At 72.7% G+C, this 21,306-nt stretch carries 23 protein-coding genes; 10 read left to right on the top strand and 13 right to left on the bottom strand.

Features of this window, described 5'->3' with window-relative positions; all coding sequences use genetic code 11:
- Positions 1 to 5: 5 nt before the first annotated feature.
- Positions 6 to 1,013, top strand: a complete 1,008-nt coding sequence (locus ABZT03_RS34185) for a hypothetical protein (RefSeq protein WP_356046699.1) — start codon at positions 6 to 8, stop codon at positions 1,011 to 1,013.
- 24 nt (positions 1,014 to 1,037) lie between these two features.
- Here ABZT03_RS34185 and ABZT03_RS34180 read toward each other — a convergent pair whose 3' ends face one another.
- The 4 genes from ABZT03_RS34180 to ABZT03_RS34165 all read right to left on the bottom strand — a co-directional run bounded on the left by ABZT03_RS34180 (position 1,038) and on the right by ABZT03_RS34165 (position 4,013).
- Complete coding sequence (locus tag ABZT03_RS34180; RefSeq protein ID WP_356046697.1) at positions 1,038 to 1,541, bottom strand: hypothetical protein; 504 nt, start codon at positions 1,539 to 1,541, stop codon at positions 1,038 to 1,040.
- A gap of 174 nt (positions 1,542 to 1,715) precedes the next feature.
- Entirely contained in the window at positions 1,716 to 2,255 is a 540-nt protein-coding gene (locus ABZT03_RS34175) for a hypothetical protein (protein ID WP_356046695.1), read from the bottom strand.
- A gap of 118 nt (positions 2,256 to 2,373) precedes the next feature.
- On the bottom strand, positions 2,374 to 3,318 hold the full coding sequence (locus ABZT03_RS34170; protein WP_356046693.1) for a pyridoxamine 5'-phosphate oxidase family protein: 945 nt from the start codon (positions 3,316 to 3,318) through the stop codon (positions 2,374 to 2,376).
- Positions 3,315 to 4,013 (bottom strand): hemerythrin domain-containing protein, encoded by a 699-nt coding sequence (locus tag ABZT03_RS34165; RefSeq protein ID WP_356046691.1) that lies wholly within the window; start codon positions 4,011 to 4,013, stop codon positions 3,315 to 3,317. The genes ABZT03_RS34170 and ABZT03_RS34165 overlap by 4 nt, the downstream gene beginning before the upstream one ends.
- Positions 4,014 to 4,257: 244 nt before the next feature.
- Here ABZT03_RS34165 and ABZT03_RS34160 point away from each other — a divergent pair, with 244 nt between their 5' ends.
- Entirely contained in the window at positions 4,258 to 7,560 is a 3,303-nt protein-coding gene (locus ABZT03_RS34160; protein ID WP_356046689.1) for a BTAD domain-containing putative transcriptional regulator, read from the top strand.
- A 220-nt stretch (positions 7,561 to 7,780) separates the two neighbouring features.
- A complete protein-coding gene (locus ABZT03_RS34155; RefSeq protein WP_356046688.1) occupies positions 7,781 to 8,221 on the top strand; it encodes a cytidine deaminase in 441 nt (146 codons plus the stop codon).
- A gap of 40 nt (positions 8,222 to 8,261) precedes the next feature.
- On the opposite strand, the gene ABZT03_RS34150 is transcribed toward ABZT03_RS34155, so the two are convergent.
- The 5 genes from ABZT03_RS34150 to ABZT03_RS34130 form a co-directional block, all read right to left on the bottom strand.
- Entirely contained in the window at positions 8,262 to 9,080 is an 819-nt protein-coding gene (locus ABZT03_RS34150) for an anti-sigma factor (protein ID WP_356046686.1), read from the bottom strand.
- Positions 9,067 to 9,675 carry a sigma-70 family RNA polymerase sigma factor gene (locus ABZT03_RS34145; RefSeq protein ID WP_356046684.1) on the bottom strand — a complete coding sequence of 203 codons (609 nt, stop codon included), beginning with the start codon at positions 9,673 to 9,675 and terminating at the stop codon, positions 9,067 to 9,069. The genes ABZT03_RS34150 and ABZT03_RS34145 overlap by 14 nt, the downstream gene beginning before the upstream one ends.
- Entirely contained in the window at positions 9,675 to 10,376 is a 702-nt protein-coding gene (locus ABZT03_RS34140; protein ID WP_356046682.1) for a class F sortase, read from the bottom strand. The genes ABZT03_RS34145 and ABZT03_RS34140 overlap by 1 nt, the downstream gene beginning before the upstream one ends.
- A gap of 83 nt (positions 10,377 to 10,459) precedes the next feature.
- Positions 10,460 to 11,296, bottom strand: a complete 837-nt coding sequence (locus ABZT03_RS34135; RefSeq protein ID WP_356046680.1) for a DUF4397 domain-containing protein — start codon at positions 11,294 to 11,296, stop codon at positions 10,460 to 10,462.
- 271 nt (positions 11,297 to 11,567) lie between these two features.
- Positions 11,568 to 12,158, bottom strand: a complete 591-nt coding sequence (locus ABZT03_RS34130; RefSeq protein WP_356046679.1) for a hypothetical protein — start codon at positions 12,156 to 12,158, stop codon at positions 11,568 to 11,570.
- Positions 12,159 to 12,474: 316 nt separating this feature from the next.
- Here ABZT03_RS34130 and ABZT03_RS34125 point away from each other — a divergent pair, with 316 nt between their 5' ends.
- From ABZT03_RS34125 to ABZT03_RS34115, 3 genes are all read left to right on the top strand, one after another.
- Entirely contained in the window at positions 12,475 to 13,032 is a 558-nt protein-coding gene (locus ABZT03_RS34125; RefSeq protein WP_356046677.1) for a DNA starvation/stationary phase protection protein, read from the top strand.
- A 162-nt stretch (positions 13,033 to 13,194) separates the two neighbouring features.
- Positions 13,195 to 13,608, top strand: a complete 414-nt coding sequence (locus tag ABZT03_RS34120; protein ID WP_356046675.1) for a PPOX class F420-dependent oxidoreductase — start codon at positions 13,195 to 13,197, stop codon at positions 13,606 to 13,608.
- 109 nt (positions 13,609 to 13,717) lie between these two features.
- Positions 13,718 to 13,987 (top strand): hypothetical protein, encoded by a 270-nt coding sequence (locus tag ABZT03_RS34115; protein WP_356046673.1) that lies wholly within the window; start codon positions 13,718 to 13,720, stop codon positions 13,985 to 13,987.
- Positions 13,988 to 14,178: 191 nt separating this feature from the next.
- Here ABZT03_RS34115 and ABZT03_RS34110 read toward each other — a convergent pair whose 3' ends face one another.
- Together ABZT03_RS34110 and ABZT03_RS34105 are read right to left on the bottom strand one after the other, a co-directional pair.
- Positions 14,179 to 15,033, bottom strand: coding sequence for an alpha/beta fold hydrolase (locus ABZT03_RS34110; protein ID WP_356046671.1), 855 nt, complete (start codon positions 15,031 to 15,033; stop codon positions 14,179 to 14,181).
- Between the two features lie 146 nt (positions 15,034 to 15,179).
- Positions 15,180 to 15,920, bottom strand: coding sequence for a DinB family protein (locus ABZT03_RS34105; RefSeq protein WP_356046669.1), 741 nt, complete (start codon positions 15,918 to 15,920; stop codon positions 15,180 to 15,182).
- 290 nt (positions 15,921 to 16,210) lie between these two features.
- Here ABZT03_RS34105 and ABZT03_RS34100 point away from each other — a divergent pair, with 290 nt between their 5' ends.
- Positions 16,211 to 16,615, top strand: coding sequence for an STAS domain-containing protein (locus ABZT03_RS34100; RefSeq protein ID WP_356046667.1), 405 nt, complete (start codon positions 16,211 to 16,213; stop codon positions 16,613 to 16,615).
- Positions 16,616 to 16,700: 85 nt separating this feature from the next.
- Here the strand turns inward: ABZT03_RS34100 and ABZT03_RS34095 are convergent, their stop codons facing one another.
- Positions 16,701 to 17,270, bottom strand: a complete 570-nt coding sequence (locus ABZT03_RS34095; RefSeq protein WP_356046665.1) for a DinB family protein — start codon at positions 17,268 to 17,270, stop codon at positions 16,701 to 16,703.
- 235 nt (positions 17,271 to 17,505) lie between these two features.
- On the opposite strand from ABZT03_RS34095, the gene ABZT03_RS34090 reads away from it, so the two are divergent.
- The gene (locus tag ABZT03_RS34090; protein WP_356046663.1) at positions 17,506 to 18,162 is read left to right on the top strand and encodes an ATP-dependent endonuclease; all 657 of its coding nucleotides are present in this window, start codon (positions 17,506 to 17,508) and stop codon (positions 18,160 to 18,162) included.
- A gap of 349 nt (positions 18,163 to 18,511) precedes the next feature.
- On the top strand, positions 18,512 to 19,513 hold the full coding sequence (denD, locus tag ABZT03_RS34085; RefSeq protein WP_356046661.1) for a D-erythronate dehydrogenase: 1,002 nt from the start codon (positions 18,512 to 18,514) through the stop codon (positions 19,511 to 19,513).
- A 141-nt stretch (positions 19,514 to 19,654) separates the two neighbouring features.
- Here the strand turns inward: denD and ABZT03_RS34080 are convergent, their stop codons facing one another.
- Positions 19,655 to 20,044, bottom strand: a complete 390-nt coding sequence (locus tag ABZT03_RS34080; RefSeq protein ID WP_356046659.1) for a hypothetical protein — start codon at positions 20,042 to 20,044, stop codon at positions 19,655 to 19,657.
- A gap of 370 nt (positions 20,045 to 20,414) precedes the next feature.
- Between ABZT03_RS34080 and ABZT03_RS34075 the strand changes: the two genes are divergently transcribed.
- Complete coding sequence (locus ABZT03_RS34075; protein ID WP_356046658.1) at positions 20,415 to 21,248, top strand: alpha/beta hydrolase; 834 nt, start codon at positions 20,415 to 20,417, stop codon at positions 21,246 to 21,248.
- The last annotated feature ends 58 nt before the right edge of the window (positions 21,249 to 21,306 follow it).

Raw genomic sequence — 21,306 nt, 5'->3', positions numbered from 1 at the left:
GTGTCATGAGCGCGGGCGAAAGGGCACGTCAGGTGTCGACGGTGATGCATGTGCGGTGCCCGGACCGGCTGCCCGAGGAGGCGTACCGGCAGGTTCTCGACCAGCTGGCGGACCTCTCGCCGGTGGTGCAGGCCCTGCCGCCCACGGCGGCGCTGGTGGAGCTGAAGGGCGCTCTGCGCTACCACGGCGCCGACGTCCGCCGGCTGGGGGAGGTACTGCGGGTGCGGACCCTGGCCCGCCTCGGCATCGACGTACGCGTCGGTATCGGCCCCTCCGTCACCGTCGCGGCCACCGCCTCCGCGAGGATCACCGAGCCCGGAGGCGTGCTGGCCGTCGCACCCGACCGGGCCGCCGCCTGGCTGGCCACGCTGCCGGTCGACGCCCTGCACGGCATCGGCCCACGCCAGGCGGCAGCACTGTACGACTACGGCATCCACAGCGTCGGTCTGCTGGCCGCCGTACCCGCCGCCACGGTGCAGCGCCTGCTGGGAGGCCGGGCCGGCCGCCTCGCCGCCGACCGCGCCCGTGGCATCGACCCGCGCCCCGTCGTGCCCCGGGCCCTGCCCGCCTCCGCGACGGTGCGGCACGCCTTCCCCCGGCACGCGCTGGACGGCGCCCGGGTGCGCGCCGCCCTGCTGGACCTGGTCGTGCAGCTGGGGCAGTTGCTCCGCCGGCGCGGCCAGGCGGCCCAAGCGCTGACGCTGTCCCTGCGGTTCGCCGGCAACGGCAGCTGGGAGAGGACCCGCCGCCTGACCGCGCCGTCCGCGCACGACGACGATCTGCGCACCCTGGCCTACCAGTTGATGGACGCCGCCGGTCTGCAGCGGGGACGCCTGACAGGTCTGGCGCTCAAGGGCGAGGACCTCGTCGGCGCCGACCAGGTCGCCGAGCAGATCAGCCTCGACGCAGCACGTGAGGCGAGGCTGACGGCGGAGGAGGCCGTCGACCGGGTCCGGGACAAGTTCGGCCCGCGGGTCATCGGCCCCGCCACCGTCTTCCGGCGCGCCTCATAGCCGCCCTCCCGTGCCGGGGAGGCGTCAGGACGGGCTGGGGGCGGAGCTGGGGCCCATGCCGGACATGTGGACGATGGTGCCGCCGACCTGGGGCCGGAACCGCTTCAGGGACTTCACGTCGGCGCTGATCACCCAGCGCAGGCCCACCAGGAAGTCGGCCTGGTACATGCCGGCGCTGTCCAGCCAGGTCTGCTGGAACCGCTCCTCGGGGAACGTGGTGATGAGGTAGTCGGCCTTCGCGGTGTGGCAGATCCCCTGCCGGAGCTCGTCGGCCTCGACCCGGATCTCCGCCTCGCAGTTCGTCAGACCGGCGATGACCTCGACCTTCGCGGGCGCCACCACCTGGGCGCTGACGGCTGAGATCGCGGGGGTCCTCGACGCCTTGTTCCGGCCGGCCGCGTCGTCCTCGACGCTGCATCCCGCGCTCAGCGGAAGCACGGCCAGACCGGCGCCGACGGCCGCGCCGCGGACCAGACGGGCGGCGGAGGGGGTACGGCCGGTGCGTGGTCGCGGCTGCGGCTGGGGCACGTCGCTCACTCCGTAGGAAGGCGAGTCCCGCCCGCGGGGGCGGACGGATGTACGGCCAGGAGTACGGGTGCCGCCCGGCGGGTGTTCATCCACCCCGCGGTGCTTTCCCCCCCCCGACGGCGGCCTCCCGCCGCCCCGGGGCTGGGAGCCGGCCGCCCCCTTTCCTCGGCGCCATCACCGGGTTTCCGCGTCCGGCATCGTCGGCCAACGCGCCGGATGCCCCGGCGGCAGCCGGAGGTCCTCGCGTACGGCCGCGTAGTAGCCCTCACGGCCGGCGCGCTGGCGTTCCAGCAACGCCTGCCACGCGCGCGGGTCACGTGTGCCCGCGCGCAGGAACCGCTCCATCTCCATCACCACGGTCACCCAGGTCCTGGCCTGCTCCACCACCTCCCGGCTGCCCAGCATGATCAGGGCCTCCCCGGACGGATCGCGGTCGTCGGTCGCCCGCGCCAGCAGCGGCTCGGCCTCCGCCACGGACAACGGGTGGGGATGCGGGTCGTTGCCCATGTGCGCGGCGACGCGGTAGGTCAGCGTGACGGACTTCTTCAACGACCGCGCGTACTCCGCGTACACCTCCAGCCGCCGCTCCTCCCACCGGGCCGCCCACTCCCGCTTGAACCGGTCGCGGTCACTGCGCGCGAGAGCCACGTACGAGCCCAGGGCGCCGATCACGGCACCGATGAGGGCGGGGAGTTGCTGCAAGAACGCGGACATGTGCGCACCGTACCGGGTGCGTTGGCGGCGCGGGGGTGCGGGACGACCTTGTGGATCACGTCACTTGTGCGGCAAGGAGCCCGGCGGAAAGCCGACGAAAGACCCGGGGCGCGTACCGCTACGGCGTGCTGCGGGACGACCCCGGTCGGGGCGCGGCGAGAGCACGGAACGCGTCCCACCGCACTCGCTGGCGGGGCAGGTCCCGCCGCTGAAGGTAGCGGGAGGTCGCCCGCTTCGTCCGGCGCAGCAGCCGTACGGCGTCGCCGGGGCGGCCGGAGCCCATCGGCTCCACCACCGAGCCCGGCACCAGCAGCCAGCGATCACCGTCCTGCCGCAGGCGTCCGCGCACGAGCGCGTTGTGCATGTGGTCGAGGTGCTCGTCATGCCGGTGCACCAGCAGGGAGGCGCCGCCGGCCGTCACGGCGCAGTCGTCGGGCACCTCCACCGCGAAGCCCTCGCCGGTCACCACCGGCCGGGTGCGCGTGAGTACGGGCGCTCCGCTGGCGTCACGGGCGGCGAGCACCGCGCTCGGATACCGGGCGAGGTGCGCGGCACCGGGCAGGGGAGCGGCGGACGTGGGCGCGGTGGAGGGCTTCGGCGGGGCCAGGGACGCCAACGGCGGTCGTACGACGACCTGTTCCGGTGTGACGGTGATGATCAGGCGGAGGTAGTACCAGTCCATCAGCCGACGCACACCGGGTGCCAGGTAGGACCGACTGCGGGGCTGCCGCTCGAACAGCGTTCGCCAGTAGTCCTCCGCGCCCTGCGGGCCGGTCATCACGTCGTCGGGGCATTCGGCCCGTCCGCCCACGAAGATCTGCGGTGCCTGGCCGAACGCGCTGCCCGTGGGGTCGGAGAACAGCAGGGCCACGCGTCCGTCGCGGCGCACGTTCAGCGCCTTCTGCGCGAACGCCAGGGACGTGGTCAGCAGCAGTGTCCCGTCGCTCCGGCGCCGTACGGCCGTGGGCCAGACCACCGGTGTGCCGTCCCGGCCGAGCGTGACGAACTCGCAGGTGCGGTAGGCGTCCAGGACGGCGAGCGGGGCCGCTTCGAGCACGCTCACTGTTCCCCGCCCTCGTTCAGCGCGCCCCGCACCGACCGGCAGGAGGCCGCGTACTGCCGGCGGCCGACGGCCTTCCACAACAGCCGGCCCAACAGCGGTGTCCTGCCCAGGAAGTAGGCGCGTTCCTGCTCCGTCGCGTCTTCGAGGAGGGCGCCGAGAGCGAGCAGGAGCTTGTTCTTCGGCAGCCCTTGAAGTCCGTGCCGACCGACGAGATCCCACTCGGCGAGCGTCAGGTGCTCGGCGACCAGGGGGAGGACCAGTCGCTCCTCGTCGTCGAGGTGGTCGAGCAGCACGGCGCGGTGCTCTACCAGCGCCAGCGCCAGTTCCTCCCGGGCTGTGTGGTCCGCCTCCCGCTGCCAGGCCGGTATCCACTCGCCGACGATCGTCAGACTGAGGTCGATGCGGTGGTGCTGCTTCTCCATCCGTGCGACCAACTCCTCGTCACCCGCGCGGGCCTGGAGCAGCGGCCAGATCAACTCGTCCTCGACGGCGTGGTGGTGGTGCAGGCCCGTCACGTAGTCGCGCAGGTAGGCCGCGATCCGAGCCGCTCGTGCCGTGTCACCGTCGGCCACGGCGCGTACCAGACGGGGTGCGAGCGCCGACTCGCGACGGAACACACGGTGCACCACGACCATCTCGTGGGTGTGCGGTCGGGCGTCGACTCGGTTGACGGGGGCCGTACTTCGGGAGGACACGCTTGCTCCAACGTTCAGGTACCGGAAACAGGTGGCCACGCTCCCGTGGTCGTCTTGGCGCCTGCTTGGCGTCGCACTTGGCACGCCCCTGGCGAGGGCGTTCAGCGTCTGTTCACGGGACCGCACGGCTGCTCGGGTAGATTCCCGCAGCGTGCTGGGTATTCGAGTTCTGGGCTCTGTGGGTGCCGACCTCGGGGGGAAGCCGGTAGAACTGGGAGCGCCGCGGCAGCGTGCTGTTCTCGCGTTGCTGCTCGCGGCCCGCCAGGAAGTGGTCCCCGTCGACCGTGTGACCGACGGGCTGTGGCGCGGAGCGCCCCCGGCCAAGGCCCTGGTGTCGCTGCACGCCTACGTCTCGAACCTGCGCCGTCTCCTGGAGCCGCAGCGGCCCCCACGCACCCCCTCGGCGGTCCTGGTCACCTGCCCTCCGGGCTACGCCCTGCGGCTGCCACGCGAGGCGGTGGACGCCTGGAGGTTCGAGGACCGGGTGAGCCAGGCCCGCGACGCTCCCGCCGCAGAGGCGCGGGTGCTGCTGGCGGAGGCGCTCGGATGGTGGCGGGGGCCGGCCTTCCACGAGTACCTGGACGAGCCCTGGGCCGCGCCAGAGGTGGCCCGCCTCACCGAACTGTGCGCCCAGGCGAGGGAACTGGCCGTGGCGGCCGACCTGCGCACCGGACATGTGGCGGAGGCCGTCCTGGCGGCCGGGGCTCTGGTGCGGCAGGGCCCGCTGCGCGAGGAGGGGTGGCGTCTGCTCGCGCTCGCCCAGTGGGCCTGCGGCCGCCAGGCGGACGCACTCGCGTCTCTGCGGCGCGCCACGCGGACGCTGCGCGACGAACTCGGCTGCGACCCCGGCCCGGACCTGGCCGAACTGGAACACGCCGTGCTCACCCGGCGGCTCGACGTGCTGCGCGCGGCCGTCCCGCGGACCGCGACCGCGCTCACGGCGCCGGAGCCCGCGCTTGACGCGCCTGATGGGTCCGAGATCCATGAGGTCGCGTCCGGGACCCCTGAACTGGTCCGGGACCAGGACCTGTTCGTGGGCCGGGAGGCCGAACTCGCCGCCGTGGAACAAGCCGCCCGAACGGCCCGGCACACCGGCGGCGCGGTGCTGGTCACCGGCGAGGCGGGAGCGGGGAAGTCCGCGCTCCTCGCCCGGCTGGCGGGCCGGCTGCGGTCGGCCGGCTGGACCGTGGTGATCGGGCGCTGCCCGCAGGACGAGGGCGCACCGCCCGCCTGGGCCTGGGTGGAGGCGCTCGGTGCCCTCGCGCAGGTGACGCCTCCGCAGCGCCCGCACGAACTGAGTGCCCTGCTGCACGAGCCGCAGACGGTGACCGCCGTGACCCGCGACGAGGCGACCGCGGGACGCTTCCGCATGCACCGCGCCTTCGCCACCTGGCTGCGGACCGCGGCCGGCAGGCAGCCGCTCGCCCTCCTCGTGGAGGACCTGCACCGCGCCGACAGCGAGACCCTCGCCCTGCTCGAAGCCGCCACACAGGTCACCGGGGTCCCCCTGCTCACCGTCGCCAGCTACCGCCCGGCCGAAGTGGGGGAGCACCTCGGGAAGACCCTCGCCCACCTCGCCCCCGGCGCACCGTCGCGGGTCCCGCTCGGCGGCCTGCGCCCGGCGGACGTCGCCACCGTGGTCGCCGCCGTGTGCGGGGAACCCGTCGACGACGCCACGGTGAGGGCGCTCGCCGAACGCACCGGCGGCAACCCGTTCTACGTTTTGGAGAGCGCCCGCCTGCTGGCCGGCGAGGGCGCCCTCGTGGCCGTGTCCGAAGTCCCCCAGGGAGTGCGGGACGTGCTGCGCAGACGCCTCGCCCTGCTGCCCGTGAACGCCCGGTCCGCCGTACGACTGGCCGCCGTCGCCGGTCTCGAGAGCGATGTCGCCCTTCTCGTCGACGCGGCGGAGGGCGACGAGGACGCGGTGCTGGAAGGACTCGACGCGGCCGTGTCCGCGGACCTGCTGACGGAACCCGGGCCGGGCCGCGTCCGGTTCGTGCACGCCCTGGTGCGGGACACCGTGTACACCGACCTGTCCGGCCTGCGGCGGGCCCGCCTGCACGACCGCATCGCGCAGCAGCTGCACCGGCACCGTCCGCACGATCTCGCCGCCCTGGCCCACCACTTCGCCCACTCCGGCAGCGTCGCGAACGCGTCCCTGGCCGTCGACTACGCGCTGCGAGCCGCCGAACTGGCCGAGCGGCGGTACGCCCACGACGTGGCCGTCGAACTGACCGAGCAGGCGCTGCAGGCGCACCTCGCGGCGGCACCCGACGACGAAGCCCACCCCGACGACACCGTGACCCTCCTGGTGCGGCTCCTTGGCGCGCAGCTGCGTGCCGGATCGACGGAAGCCGCCCGGCACACCAGGCGGCGCGCGGTCGAACTGGCGGTCCGGGCCCAGCGGGACGACCTGGTCGCCGCGGTCTACGCAGCCTGGACCGAACCCTCACCCTGGCGCAGCAGACTGGAGGGGCTCTTCGACCGGACCGCACTGGCCCGCCTCGAGCGGCTCGCCGACGATCACACACTGGACGACGCCACCCGCGCCCGTGTGCTCCAGGTCCTCGTCGACGCCGTGGCGGCCGAGGACGCTCCCCGGGCACTCGAAGCGGCACACGCCCAACTGGCCCTGGCCCGCGCCCATGGCGAACCGCGGCTGCTGGCCTCCGCTCTGATGACGTCCGCCAAACTCCTGCCCCACGAAGCCCAGGGTGCCGCCCGCACACCCCTGGTCGGTGAACTGCGCCGACTGGCCCGGGAACACGACCTGCCCGCCTACCGCTGGGTGTGCGAGCACCTCGACGGCATGACCGCCGCCACCCGCAACGATCCGGCCGGCCTGCGCCGGCACAGCGCCGACGGCCTCCGGCTGGCCCACCGCTACCGCATGGTGTGGGCCCAGGGCATCGCCGCCACCACGTCGGCCATGCTGGCCACCATCACCGGCCGCTTCGACGAGGCGGAGGCCGGGTACGCCGAAGCCGGCGGTCTTCTGCAGCGCGTCGGCGCGGACTACGCGACGGGGCCGCGGACGCTCGGCCTGATGACGATCCGGCTCGCTCAGGGGCGGACCACGGACGTCGCTCCGATCGCCCGCGAGCTGTACGACACGGTCGGCCCCCCGGTCGCGGTGGCGCACGCTCTCGTCCTGGCCCGGCTGGGACGCCTGGAGGAGTCGGCGGCGGTCACCCTTTCACCGCGGCCGGTGACGGACCACCTGTACGGAGTGGAGCTGGACTACCGCTGCGAACTCGCCGTCCTGCACAACGACTTGGATGCGGCTGGGATGCTGGTCCCGCACCTGCTGCCCCTCCGTGAGCAGCTCGCCGGCGCCGCCGGAGCCGCCTACGCGACCCGCCCCCTCGCCCACGCGCTCGCCGACCTGTACCGACTCCTGGAGGAACGGCAGGCCGCGGCCGACCACTACACCCTCGCCGAACGCGTGGCCGTCGCCTGGAACTCACCCCACCTCGCGGCCGACGCCCGCCGCGCGGCCGCACGACTCGCGGAGGAGTCCGAGCGGCGGAGGACCCACCTGACGTAGGGATCCGGCCCGTGACCAGCGAGACGTCCTTTCCGGGTGCTGCCGGGTCGGCCCATGCGTGTGACCTCTGCCGTCGCCGAGGGCCGTGGAAGCGGTGCGCTGAGCCGGTGCGACTCCCCCCGGAGCGGCCCGAGTCGGCACGACCCGCCCGCAATCCGCTTGCGCCTCGCCGGTTCTCGCGGCACCGTCGCCTGACACCGTACGAAGGCAGGCACGGAAGATGACCACGTATCCCCACGACGTCGACCACGAACTCGTCGAGGCCGCGGCTGAGATCGCGCGCACGCGTTGTCGCGGCGACAACCACACCATGGCGGCGGCGGGCCGCGGCAGGGACGGGCGGATCGTCACCGCGGTGAACGCCTATCACTTCACCGGAGGGCCCTGCGCCGAACTGGTTCTCATCGGCGCGGCGGCCGCCCAGGGCGTGTACGAGCTGGAGACCGTCGTCGCCGTGGGAGACAGGGATCGCGGCGTCGTTGCTCCGTGCGGCCGGTGCCGTCAGGTGCTCCTCGACTACTTCCCGGCCCTCAAGGTCGTCGTCGGCACGGCCGGCCGCGTGCGGACCGTCCTGATCACCGACCTGCTCCCGGAGAGCTATGTGTGGGCCGACCACCAGCTCGACGCCGAGGAGCCCGCGTCACCCGGTCGAGCCGAGTGAGCGTCCGGAGCAGGCGGGAGCGAGCGCTGCCGCATGTCGACTAGCCGGCGTACGGCCCCCGTACGACGCTGTTGCCGGAGTGGTCCGGCTTGCCGTTGTAGGGCTGCACGGAGACGTCGACGAGCGCGTACTCGTCGAGGTTCACGTTGTCGGGCACGGGCAGCGCGGCGTGGCCGTCGGCGCCGAGGACCCCCATCGATATGAGCTTCGTGTGGCTGCGGTCCATGAGCCAGACCTCGAAGTAGCCGGACGTCTTCGGCAGGCCCCGGACGGTGATGTCGAGCTGACGCCGGCCGTCGTTTTCACCCAGGCTCGCGACACCGGCCGCCGTGGCGAGGAGGGGGTCGAGGCGCAGCGCGGGCCCGGCCTCGGCGGCGGCCTGGTTCCGGTCCGTCGACCACCAGGTGATGCCGCTGCCCGCGACCCCTCCGAGCAGCGCTGCGCAGGCGGCGACGACCAGCCAGAAGCGGCGGGAGCCGGACGGTGCCCGTCTGCCCGCCGCCCCGTTCGCCAGCGGTACGACGGCCTTCGGTGACGCGCCGTCCTCCGTCGCACCCGGCACGGACGGTCCGCCCTCACCGTGGCCTTCCGTGTCGGGGGAGACGAAAGGGACCGCACGCAGAGGATCGGGACCCGCGCTCACCCCCAGCTCGGCCGCGATGCCGTTCCACACCGCCTCGGGCGGCGGTTTGAGCTCGGCGTCGGCCGGATCGGCGGACCGCGCGACGGTGACGACGTGTCGCAGCGCGGCCAACTCCCTCGCGCACTCGGGGCAGTCGAGCAGATGCTCCGAGACCCCGGAGGCGGGCGGCTCGCCCAGTGCCAGCATGGCGAGCGCCTCCTGGTCAATGTGCTGCATCGTCCACCTCCAGTCTGCGCTTGAGCCGGATGAGCCCGCGCCGAGTGTGACTCTTCACCGTGCCGAGCGCCAATCCGGTCCGCTCGGCGATCTGCGCCTGGGTCAGGTCCTCGTAGAACGCCATCCTCAGGATCGACTGCTGCGGTTGCGGGAGCCGGGACAGCTCGGCGATCACATGGAGTTGCTCCACGACCGATCCGGGGTCGGGTTCCCCGCCGGCCTCGCCGGATGGCGACTTCGCCGCGACCGCCTCGACGTCCCGGCGGCGCCGTGACCGCTGGGTCAGCGCGTCCGCGATCTTCTTGCGGGTGATGCCCATGATCCAGCCGCGCAGACCCCCGCGCTCGGGCGCGTAGGTGGCGCGCCCGCGCCAGGCCCCGACGAAGATCTGCTGCGTGACGTCCTTGGCCTCCTCCGCGTCGCCGAGCGAGCGGGTCACGACGGAGTGGACCAGGGCACCCCACCGCCGGTAGATCTCGCTCAGACAGGCTTCGTCGCCCTTGACCATGCCCTTCGCCAGGTCGTCGTCGCTCAGCTCCGCCACACCCGCGAAGGTGGTCGCCAGGACCTGTCTCCCACCCCAGAGCGAACCCATCAGTCCTCCGGCACTGCCGTGACGATCAGGTTGTCCTGATAACCGCCCCGGCCTTCGAGGTACGGCCCGGTGCACGTCACGAGGCTCACCACCGGGCGGCCCTCCCGGCGGAAGACGCCGGACGCGCCGAGCGCGTCCTTGGGGACGGTCCGCCGGGAGGTCACGGTGTAGTGGAGGGTCGTACCGTCACCGCGCACCACGCTGAGGCGGTCGTCACGCCTCACGCCGGCGAGTGCCGCGAGGACCCCCAACCCCTGGGTGCGGGAGTCGACGTGTCCGACGATCACCGTGGAGCCGGCGGGCGCACCGGGCGGTGGGCTGAAGCGGTACCAGCCCACCCGGCGGGCGTCCTCGGGCACTTCGACGTCCCCGCGCCCGTCCACCCCCACGCGGTCGACGGCCGCGTCCACGCCCAGCCGCGGCAGCCGTATCGCTCGCGGCGTGAGCTGTACGGCGACCCGGGCGGAGACACCGGGACGACGGTCGGTCGGCGTGGTCCTCGGGGTTTTCGTGGTCGGCACCGGCGAGGTCGACCGGCCGGCGGACGCCGGATCCGAGGCGGCGGGTGGCCGGCCGAAGTCGCCGGGCGGGGAGTGCGTGCGCCAGGCCCGCGCGGCGAGCAGGGCCCCGCTCGCGGTGGTGGCAGCGAGGCAGAGGACGAGGACGAACGTCCACTGTCGGTGTCGGGAAGTGCGGCGCATGCACCGCTGCCTTTCGTGGGAAGGGTGAAAGCGGAGCGGATCCGGGGTGTGGTCGCGCGCCCCGGACCGGGACGGCGAGCGGGTCAGGTCCGCGCCGTGCGCACGCGCCGGACGGCGACCACGGCCCCGAGCGCGGACAGCGCTCCGAGAGACAGGAGCCAGGGGGACATCCCGCTGTTGTGCGCGGCCGCCGCACCGCTCTCGCCCGCGGGGACGCCGTTCGGAGCGGAGTGCAGTCCCTTGAAGGTCTGCGTCTTGAGCGCCAGGTTCTTGTCGGCGGCGCTGCCCCAGGCGTAGACGACGGTGTTGGTGCCCTCCGCGAGGTTCAGGTCGGCCGGTCCGATGGCGACCGTGTCCGTACCGGCGAGCACCACGTCGGCGCTCACCGTGCCGGCGGCCACCTCTCCCTTGGCCTCCTTGGGGTTCTCCAGCCCCTGGAAGACCGCCTTGCCGTTCGCGCGGACGTCGACGGCGGGCGCGGCCGCGACATGGCGGACCGTCAGCCGCGCCTTGCCCGCGGGCACCTTCGAGAGGTCGTTCACGAAGGCGTCGAGCGCCGGTTTCCCGTCGGCGGTGAGATGGGCGACGAGGGTCGCGTCGGCACCGGCGGGGACCTCGACGGTCTTCTCGACGGCCGGTGTGCCGTCCGGACCCTCGCCGTCCTTGAAGATCTGGATGTCGTACGACCCCTTGTCCAGTCGGAGCGGTTCGCTCAGCGTTCCTGGCTGGAAGTCCGGTATGAGTTCCTTTCCGTCGGCGTACACGTCGACCTTGAGACCGGGCACCGCGTGCAGCACGGTCACGGTCGCCTGATCGGAGCCCGCTGCCTGCTGCTGGGCCATCACGGGAGCAGCGGATGCCAGACTCAGTGCGGCGACGACACCGAGTCCCGCGGTCGTCAGGGTGGTCCGGGACGTCATGGGAGATCTCCCTTCGCGACACTCCTGTGCGGAGCGTGTGAGGATGCCTTCCGCCGCGTTCCCGTCCCCGGTTTCACTTCGGATGAGATTTTCTTTGCGGACCTTTCCTTCAGGGACCGACGGGGCCGCCGGTCGTTCGGCGGCCGTCGCGTCGGCCGGCTGTACGACGGGACGGCACGGTCGAGGTCTCCGGCGGCCGGTAGGGCAGAGCAACCGAGGGCGGCGCCCTCCCGTGGTGGGAGAAGGCACCGCCCTCGGGTGTGCGGTCAGGTCAGAAGCGGGGGTGGGTGTCGGCGGTGCCCACGGGCAGGCCCGCGCTGAAGACCTTCGTCCTGAGCGTCGAGTTGAGGGCGCCGGCGGCTTCCCCGGTCAGCTTCAGCGTGACGTTCGTGGCGTCGGCGCCGTGCCTGCCCACGGTCACCTTGGCGGTGGACAGGTCGAGCTTGAAGACGGGGACGCGCGTCGTCGTACCGGCGACGCGGCCCGTCAGCCGGCCCTTGGTGAGGTCGACGGTGAAGCTCTCGACCTGCAGCGAGCGGCCGTTGAACAGGTTGGTGAACTTCAGGCCGCCCTTGTGCCTGATCGTGCCGCCGAGGGGCTCGGCGGTCAGCGCGCCGCCGGTGACGGGGTAGGTGGCGGTGAGGGTGGGCTGCCTGCCGACGAGGGCGAGTCCGGGCCGGCCCGGACGCGTCACGACCGGGGCGATGCCGTTGGACAGCAGGGCCTTGGTGATCGCCGGAGCGATGGTCACCTTGGTGGTTCCGCTCTTGACGTGCACGGTGGGCGCGGCCGACGCGGAGGGGGCCGCGAGTGCGATCGCGGCGACCGCGGATGCGGTGACAACGGCGGTGCGGGTCAGCATGGTTCACTCCTTGAGAGGTGGTACCTGCATGCGCTGATGACGGGGACCGGTTCCGCCGCTCCCGTCGCCCTGGATGCGCCGCGGGTGAGGAAATCCGCGTCATGTCGCGGGCGTCCCGGCGCACGGGACCTCATCGGTCGTCGACTCGCGGCGGGCGCGCGGACCTCCAGCGGCGATCCGCTCTCGGAGTGAAAAGGCGCGGAACCGCAACCGGGGCCCTCGGTTCCGTGGAAGGAGGGAGTGTGGCGAGCCGCGGTCGCAGCGGCGTCGTACGACAGCCACCCCCATCGCCCGACGGAACACCGGGAGCCGACCCATGACCGAGGACTTCACTCCGCTGTACACCGTGCCGGGCCTGGAACGGGAGGAGGGCGGACGGCTCATCGCCGTCCTGCGCCGCCGCCTGCACGGCCTGAACGACCTGCACCTCACGCTGAAGCACGTGCACTGGAACGTCGTCGGCCCGCACTTCATCGCCGTGCACGAGATGCTCGACCCGCAGGTCGACCGCGTCCGCGAGATGGCCGACGACGTCGCGGAACGCACGTCGGCTCTCGGCGGGGTCCCGCAGGGCACCCCCGGCGCGCTCGTGGCGGAACGGACCTGGGAGGACTACAGCATCGGCCGGGCCGACGCCATCGCCCACCTCGGCGCCCTCGACCGCGTCTACACCGGGGTCGTCAAGGACACGCGCGCGGCGATCGCCGAGGTCGGCAAGATCGACCCCGCGACGGAGGACCTCCTCATCGAGCAGCTCCGCGACCTGGAGCAGTTCCAGTGGTTCGTCCGCGCCCACCTCGAGAGCGCGCGGGGCGCGCTGTCCACCGAGGGAGCCGGCTCGGAGGCCCAGGCCGCCGGCCTCGCCGACGGCTGACGCCGACGAACGACCGCTGCGGGCCCATGGCCGTCAGCGACGCGGCGCGCGTGCCGCCCGGCACGCAGGCACGCAGGCACGCAGGCACGCAGGCACGAGGGCTGTACGAGCCGGGCGGACGCGGCGCGTCGACGGGAAACGGAAAGCGGAAGAATCAGCTGCATGACCACGCAACCCACGCCCGACGTGAGCTCCGACTTCCTCGATTTCTGGCGCGAGCGCCACCTGTGCTTCCTCTCCACGAGCCGCAAGGACGGGACACCACATCTGGTGCCGGTGGGAGTCACCTACGACCCGCACACGTCCACCGCACGGGTCATCACCAGCCGGACCAGCCAGAAGGTGCGCAACGTGCTCGGCGCGGGCCCGGAGGCCGCCGTGGCCGTGAGCCAGGTGGACGGAAGGCGCTGGACGACCCTCGAAGGGACGGCCGTCGTCAGGGACGACCCCCGGTCCGTCGCCGACGCCGAGACACGCTACGCCGACCGCTACCGGCAGCCCCGGCCCAACCCCGAGCGCGTGGTCATCGAGATCAAGGTGACCAGGATCCTGGGAACGGTACGGCCGCGCAGCTAGCTGGTCTACGTCGATCCGATGACGCCGCATCCGGGAGCACCTCGGCACCCGAAAACAGGACATACACCTTCGAAGCCGCACAGCGCGTCACCTGACGAGAGGACACACCATGATCGTGAGGAAGCTGCACGAGGCCGGCGTCCAGAGCGAGCACGCCTACCTCGCGGCGTTCGGTTCCATCGGCCTGTCACTCGTCTCCTGGCTGGCGTCCAACAAGCAGGAGAACCTGGAGCGGGCCGACCGGTGGGGCATCTTCGTGGGGGAGTGGGCGCCGACCTTCTTCGCGCTCGGACTGGCCCTGGCCAACTACGAGAAGAGCGACCTCTCCCTGGACGACCTCTACACGAGCGGAGACACCCGGGGCCCCGTGACCGCGTGACGCGAGCCCGCTCCATCGACGGCCACCGGACGGTGTGGGGCACACTCTCCACACCGTTCGGTGGCGCCACGGTCGCTCGCTGCGGACAGGGGCGACGCGTGAACGCCGTGACAGGTCCGTCGGCAGGCCACCGTGCGGACCTGCCGGGCGCCGCCGAGCAAGGGGCCCGGGAGGCGTGCGGCGACGGGAATCTACTGCCGCCCCTCCGCCGAGGTGTGCGCGACGATCGCCTGGACGATCGGCTCCCAGTCGGCTCGGTCGACCCCGTGACCCGCGTCCTCCAGGGCCAACAGGTGCGCGCCGCGGATCTCCTCCGCGAGCGCCTCGCCGTGCGGGAAGGGGAACATCGGGTCCGCGGTCCCGTGGATCACCAGCGTGGGCGCGTGGATCGACGACAGGCGCGCCCGCGCCGGTTCGCCGCTCTCCAGCGAGTCGTGGTTCCGTACGGCGGCGAAGTCGCGTGCACGCTCGACGTCGCGACGCACGAGGTCACGGACGGCCCTCTCGTCGAACGGGCGGCGGCCTCCCGCGAGCACACGCTGGTGGTCGACCACATGGTCGACCACCGACGAGGGTTGCGACCAGTCGACCGTCGCTGACGACACGAACCGCAGGAACTCCTGTGTCGGCGGGGGCAGTTCGCGACCGGCAGGCACCGCGCAGGTCGTGCTGATCAGAACGAGTGAGAGGACCCGCTCCGCATGGTTGAGCGCCACCACCTGCGCGAACGCCCCTCCGGCCGAGACGCCCACCAGGTGTGCGGCCGGGATGTCATACGCGTCCAGCACGCGGACGACGTCGCCCACCAGGTCCGCGCCCCCGTATCCGGGCCGGCCCTGCTCGTAGGTGACGGACCGCCCGGTGTCGCGGTGGTCGTAGCGGACCACGAAGCGTCCGCCCGCGGCGAGCTTCCGGCAGAAGTCTGCCTCCCACCAGAGCATCGAAGCCCCGATGCCCATGACCAGCAGGACCGGCGGGTCCGACGGATCACCGAAGGACTCGGTGCACAGCTCGACACCGTCCGCGTCCCACACGCGCTCGGACATGGTCACGCCTCCTCATCGCGCCCATTGTGCATCGGCGCGGGACGGGGAGACGGGACGCGCGTCGGACCGGGTGCCCGCCGTACGGAGGGACAGGCGCGCGGGAGGCGTCCGGCGGGCGGGCGCCCGCCCCGCAGGCCGGACACCGGTCAGTGCCGGGCGGAATCGACCGGCCCGGCACTCGCGAAGCGCGTCCGATACAGGTCGCGCAGGAGGGCGATCTCCGCCATGTGGTGGATGAACTCGAGGACGGACCCCGACAGTACGGCGATGAAGGGGTCGTCGGGGTCGGAGCCGTACGGGTACCGGGAGAGGCCGACCGTGTCGAGCTGTTCCTCCGTGACGGCCGTGAGGCTGCCCCGCCAGCGGTCGATCGACGTCCAGAACCCTTCGACCGCGACGGCGGCGGACGGGCAGAAGTCCACCATCAGCTTGGGATCCTGCCTCCGTGCACCGAAGGTCCACTCCCACTGCCCCGCGAAGCCGACATGCAGGTGCCCCAGCCGCCACGCGATGGTGGTGAGCGGCGTCTCGTCGGGTGGCGGCGGGCCGGTGTGGTGGAGGATCTGCTCGACCCGCTCGACGCTCACGCTCCAGTCCTCGGCGATCTTCGCGACGGTCATACCGGCGGCGGCCTGCCGGGCCACCTCGGCGTACTCGTTGGCCGGGATCTCCGGGGCGCCCAGGTCGAGGACCCACGCTCCCGGGCCGAACGCCCTGGGTGTCGTCGCCTCGCTGCGGCGCCGGAGCGACCAGCAACCGGGCACGGGCTCCCACAGGTACTCGTCGTCGCCGAGGCCCGCCAGCCGCACCTGGGCCATCTCCCTGGCACGGTCGAACTGGTCCAGCAGGACGCCCAGACGGTCGGTCCGCACCCCTGACGTCTCCATGCCGGCTCCCGTCGCGGATCGCGTGTACCGCCCCGGATCACGGGCCCCGGGGTCGCCGCCGGAGCCTAACGGGCCCGGCTCGTGGCGGGCGAGCGAATTTCCCGCCGACGACGTGGAGGTGGCGGTCTGTCACCTCGTGGCCGGCGGTGGCCACTGCCGTGCGCACCGCCCGGTCCGTACGTGTGCACGCTCACGTGCCGGAGGGGGTTATGCCCGGCCCGGCGGGGGACACGTAAGGATCAATGGTCAGGAAGTGGCCACCTTCCACCGCTGCTTCCCGGAGTTTTCCTGTGACTGATTATCTGCCCGGCGAGTGCCATCTGGTGATCGAACTCCACGACGTCGTCGACATCGACAACGACGCGGCCATGGAGGAGCGACTGCGCAGACTGGTGGCGGAGTCGGAGACCCACCGGGTCATCATCGACATCCGCACCCCGGTCGTGACCACCGCGTGTCTCGAGATGCTGCTGAGACTGCGCCAGGCGTTCCTGCCGCTCGGGGTCATGATCACGGTGGCGACGCGTCACCCTCTGGCCCGCCGGGTCTTCCGCATCGCCGGGCTGGGCAGGACCTTCCACGTGATGACGACCGTCCCTGGCGCTCGGGCGCTGACCCGCACCCGCCGGATCGCCCATCAGCCGGCGAGGCGGCCGCATCCCCCGCTGTGTGCGGCCGACGCCACGTGCGGCTGACCGGCACCGCACGCGGACGCGGCCTCGGCGTGGCACGGACCGTCGCGGACGCGCTCTCGCCGGGACTACCGGGTGAGGCTCCTCCTCACTGGCCCACCCGCCCGTCGATGCACTCGCGCAACAGGTCGGCCTGTCCGCAGTGACGGGCGTACTCCTCGATCCGGTGCACCAGCAGTTCCCGGACCGCGACGCGGTCCTTTCCCAGCCGCTCACCGAGATCCGGGTGCTCGGCCAGCGCGGCGTCGGTCGCCTCCTGCTCGCGCGCCAGAGCGGAGTAGGCGGCGTCCACCTCCGCCTGCTCGGCGACGGCGCCGTCGAAGTCCGCGTCACGGGCGCCGTACAGCTTCGGCAGCGGGTCACCGTCGCTGATCCAGTTGCGCCAGTCCCGTTCCACCTCGGCGAGGTGCCGCAGCAGGCCGAGCAGCGACAGCGTCGACGGCGGGACCGAACGCCGGGCCAGCTGCTCCGGGTCGAGGCCCTCGCACTTCATCCGCAGGGTCATGCGGTAGTTCGTGAGGAAGTCCACCAGCGTCGCCAGCTCGCCGTCCGGAGTGCCTCCTTCGCTGGTCCGGGGATCGTCGTCCGGGTCGGCCCACATGTCGGGGTAGACGGTCGCCTGGGTCCATCGCGCGGGTTGGTCGCTCATGCGCGCCATGTTCGTCCGTGAGTTGTCCGGCCCGCCACCGGGTTTCGCGGCCAGGGTAGGGGCGCGCGGACCGGCGGGGGGTTGATCGCAGCGCTGAACAGGCCGACCACCGGGACCACTTGGGCTGTGGAGCGTTCGCCCGGGCTCGTACCCGCCTGCGGCTTCGTTCAGCCGGCACCCACGGGAAAACGTGCGTGCGTACGGGATCTCGGCCGTGCCAGGATGGTGGGGGAAGCGAGGTCTGGTGGACGAGTCGAGGCGGTTCGGCCGGGCGCTGATCGCGTGGGCGGCCGGTGGAGCGGGGGCCAGTGCCGCGGCCGCGGTGGCGCGGGAGCTGGCCGGCGGCGCCGTGCGCACGGTCGTGCTCGTCGAGGGGAGCAGCGATCATGCCGCGGTCGAAGCGCTGGCCGCGCGGTACGGCCGCGATCTCGATGCGGAGGGCGTCGCGGTGGTCCCCCTCGGGGGTGCGACGAACATCGGCCGCTTCCTCGACGTGTGCGGCCCCGCGGGACTCGGCCTCCCCCTGGCCGGCCTCTGCGACATCGGTGAGGAGCGGCACTTCAGGCGCCATCTGGAGCGGGTCGGACTCGGGTCCGGGCTCACTCGCGACGGACTGGAGTCCCTCGGGTTCCACGTGTGCGTCGCCGACCTGGAGGACGAGCTGATCCGCGCTCTCGGAGCCGAGGGCGTGCAGCAGGTGATCGAGGACCAGGGCGAGATGCGCCCCTTCCACACCTTCCAGGGCCAGCCGGCACAGCGGGAACGGCCCGTGGAGCACCAGCTGCGCCGCTTCATGGGCACCCACAGCGGCCGCAAGGCGCTCTACGCGCAGGCGCTGGTCGCGCACCTGGACCTGGGGCGGGTGCCCCGGCCGCTGGACCGCCTCCTCGCACACGTCTGACCTGCCGAGGCGACGGCCGACCGCACGCGAGGCGGCCGTACGACGAAGCGGCGTTCAGTCGCCGGCCGCCCAGCCGCCAGCCGCGCGGCCGACGGGCGATCCGAGCGACGCCCCATGACCTGGTGGCGGCGTCCCGCACCAGAGCCACGGCGTCCTCGGGTTCGTACGTCAGACGCTGACCCTCGAGAGCGAGGGGTGTACCGGCGCACGAGGCGTTTGGCGGACGCGAGGGTGTGGGTAGTCCGCCGCGACGGCGGGAGTGCGGGGCATCCGTACGGAGGCACGAGACGGACTCCGCGCCGGCCCGACCGTCGCCGCGGCGCCGTTACCCGAGGAGAGGGCAGACCGGATGAGGATCGTCATCACGGGTGCGTCCGGGTTCGTGGGTCGTCTGCTCGCCGCGGCACTGCTGCGGGCGCGGACGTTCGACGGTGAACCCGTCAGCCGGCTGGTGCTCGTCGACCGTGTCGAGGCGCCCGACGTCGCACGGGCGGGTGACGCCCTCGTGGAACTGGTGCACGGCGATCTGATCGAGTCCCTCGGCGTGGTGTTCGCGGAGCCGGTCGACGTGCTGTTCCATCTGGCCGCGGCGGTGTCGGCCGAGTGCGAGACCGACTTCGACCTCGGGATGCGTGCGAACGTCGACACCACCCGCGCCGTGCTGGAGGCCGCTCGCGCCCAGGCGGTCGCCGGTGGTCCACGGGTGCGGGTGCTGTTCGCCGGCAGCATCGCCGTCCACGGTGGCGACCCGCAGCTGCCTCTTCCGCCGGTGGTCAGCGAGTCGACCCTGCCGGTGCCGCGGTCGAGTTACGGAACGCAGAAGCTGGTCTGCGAGCACCTGATCGCCGACTACACCCGCCGCGGTTTCCTCGACGGCCGCGTCGCCCGCCTGATGACGGTCGTCGTACGAGCGGGCAGGCCGAACGCGGCGGCCTCCGGTTTCCTGTCCGGCATCATCCGCGAGCCGCTCGCGGGACTGCCCGCGACCTGCCCCGTGGACCCCGCTCTGCGCGTGGCGCTGTCCTCCCCGCGACGCACGGTCCAGGGCATCCTCCGCATCGCCGAGGTCCCGCGGGGCACCGGACCGGGGCGCCTGGACGGCCACCTGCCGGTGCTCCTGCCCGCCCTCACGGTCTCCGTCGCCGACATGATCGACACGCTGCGGCAGGTGGCCGGCGACAGAGCCGCGGACCTGGTGTCCATCGCCCCCGACCCCGCCGTGGAGGCCATCGTGGGCTCCTGGCCGGCCGTCTTCGACAACAGGCGCGCGGAGGCGTTCGGTCTGCTCCCCGACCCGAACTTCTTGTCCGTGGTGGAGGAATACGTCGCCGACCACGCCGGGGGACGGTGAGTTGACGGCTCGGAACGTCCTCAGCCGTCCTGGGGCGCGGGGGCCGCTGCGGTCGGCGTCGCACGAGGACACTCCCGCCGACGGGACGCAGGCCGGTCTGTGGCGGGCCGCGTGGGGCTCTCGGGCCATGGAAAAGCACCATCAGTCAGGCAGGTAGGGCGGCGACGGCCGGTTCCAGACGGCGTCGTAGCGGCTGATGAGCTGTCGCAGTTCGCGGGCGCTTCGGGGCGACAGGGCCCGCGTCACGGTGTCGAGCAGCGCGCGCGCTTCGAGTGGGGTGCCACAGCATTCCCCGTACGCGTCGTCCCATTCGTAGTCGTGCCACAGCCGGCGCTCGGGACGGTGGACGTAGGTCTTCCACCGGCGCAGGGCCATGCCGGCGTCGCCCGGGTGCAGACAGGTGCGGGTGCGTTCCAGGTGCGAGATCTCGGACAGCGCTCGTGCGGACAGGCCGTCGATGACCGTCCTGGCGTCTCGTGTCCGCCGGCCGGGGGTGTTGGCCCGGACCCGTCCCGGCCGTCTACGCGGCATGGACCTTTCGGTTGGTCGTCATGCGGCACATGGTGACACGGCCCCGAAGCCCGCACCGAACGGATTTCACCCGGTGGCGATGGGCCGGTCGCCCGAACACACCCGCCGACGGTGCGTCACGGCCCGGGTGCCGGGCCCAGCGCTGCGCCGGGCGGGACCGTCGTCGCTCCCTGACGCGACGAACAGTTGCAGGATAAAAATCTTTGTCATTGAGATTGTCGGGTTCATGCCATCGTGGTCAAGTGAAGGGACGAAGCTCCCGACATGAAGGGTGACACCCGTGTTCGGAAAAGCGTTACGCGCGGCAGCCGTCGGCCTGTTGGCTCTGACCTGCGGAGCACTGGCGACAGGACCCTCGGCTGCGACTCCGGTGGCCCCGGCTGATCCCGCGGCGCCGGGTTCGTACGCCGTCGGCTACGCGGACCTGACGGTCGCGGCGTCCGGGCGCTCCTTCAGCGCGCGCGTCTGGTACCCGGCGACAAAGCCGGGGGCCGGTGCTCCCGTGGCCGCGGGAGCGCACCCCGCGCTCGCCTTCGGCCACGGCTTCTTCCAGGACATCTCCAAGTACGCCTCCACGCTGCAGCACTGGGCGAGTTGGGGCGTCATCGGTGTCGCCCCGAAGTCGCAAGGCGGTCTCCTGCCCAGCCACACCGCCTTCGCCGACGACCTCAACGCCGCGCTGACCTGGCTGACCGCGCAGAACACCACCGGCGGATCACCCTTCAACGGCAGGGTCGACACCGCCCGTCTCGCTCTGTCCGGCCACTCGATGGGGGGCGGCGCGGCCCTTCTCGCCGCCACACGCAATCCTGCCGTGCGTACGGTGACGACACTCGCCGCCGCCGAGACCAACCCGTCCGCCATCACGGCCTCCGCGGCCCTGGCCGTGCCGGCCCAGTACGTGGGTGGCAGCGGCGACACGGTCGCCGGAGTGACCGACCACCAGGAGAAGATGTACAACGCGAAACCGGCACCGGCGCAGCTCCGCGTCATCACCGGCGGCTTCCACTGCGGTTTCGAGGACTCCGGCGGACTCGGCTGCGACAGCGGCACGCTCACCCGGGCCGCTCAGCTCTCCCTGACGCGCGGCGTCACCACGGCCTGGCTGCTCTACTACCTCGCCGGGGACACCACCCGGTACGACCGGGTCTGGGGCTCCGTCGCCCAGCAGGATCCCGCCGTCGTGTACCGGGGCAAGCCCTGAGTTCAGGAGCCGTGTCGGGTCGGTGATCCGCTTCCAGCCGCCCTGGAAGCGGATCACC

Origin of the sequence: Streptomyces sp. NPDC005574, assembly GCF_040605435.1 — a bacterium.
In the GTDB taxonomy this organism is placed as follows: Bacteria; Actinomycetota; Actinomycetes; order Streptomycetales; family Streptomycetaceae; genus Streptomyces.
The sequence above is the reverse complement of the archived record's forward strand: the minus strand, read 5'-3'. Positions and strand labels throughout refer to the sequence as shown.